The organism is Roseateles sp. P5_B10, assembly GCF_056400485.1.
This window is the reverse complement of the sequence record NZ_JBFULE010001364.1, coordinates 1-868: the sequence shown is the minus strand read 5'-3', so window position 1 is coordinate 868 and position 868 is coordinate 1. Positions and strand designations below refer to the sequence as shown.

The window sequence follows — 868 nt, the reverse complement described above, 5'->3', positions numbered from 1 at the left end:
GTTCGGCGCCTCGCAGGCCGCGCAACTGCGGGACGCGAACGAGCAACTCGTGCTGGCGGTGATGCAAGCCGAGGCGATTGCCGAGGCGGCGACGGACAAGTTGATGGCGATGACGCGCATCACCCAGCGCGATGCCCTGACCGACACGCCCAATCGCGCGCTGATGCTGGACCGGCTGCAGACAGCGTTGTCGATGGCCAAGCGCCGGCACACACGCAGTGCGGTGCTGTTTGTCGACATCGATCGTTTCAAGCACATCAACGACAACTTCGGCCATCTGATCGGCGACGAGGCGCTCAAGCTGGTCGCCCTGAATCTTGGGATGGCCGTGCGCGATTCGGACACCGTCAGTCGCCACAGCGGTGACGAGTTCCTGGTGCTCCTCGCCGAGATATCGAAAGCCGGTGACGCCGCCCAGATTGCACTGAAGATGCTGCACGGGATTGCTGCAATTCGCATCGACAGCCTGCCCGCGTTCAGGGTCAGTGCCAGCATCGGCATCGCGATCTACCCCGATGACGGTCGTACGGCCATGCAGCTCATCGACAAGGCCGATTCGGCCATGTACCGCGCCAAGAAGATGGGCGGTGCCATGTTCCAGTTCCACGGCGCAGAAGACGTGCCTGACAGCGGGCACGTGCCGGACTTCGGCGACACGCACGGCCTGGGGACGCAGCCTGTGCCGCTGGATGCAACGCCCAGCCCGGATCCCCACCGTCATGCTTTGCGTGACGCCAACGAGCAATTGCTCCTGTCAGCGCTCGCATCCAGGGTATCGGCGGAGCGGGCCACGAGCGCGCATCAGCAGCATGTCATCCATTTGGCGATGGTCGCGCACGAATTGCGCAGCCCACTCGCACCACTGAGC

At 64.2% G+C, this 868-nt stretch carries 1 protein-coding gene; it reads left to right on the top strand.

Annotated features, from left to right (window positions below):
- The coding region (locus AC1DU6_RS33345) for a diguanylate cyclase domain-containing protein (RefSeq protein ID WP_477862622.1) at positions 1 to 868 on the top strand (868 nt) is incomplete at both ends.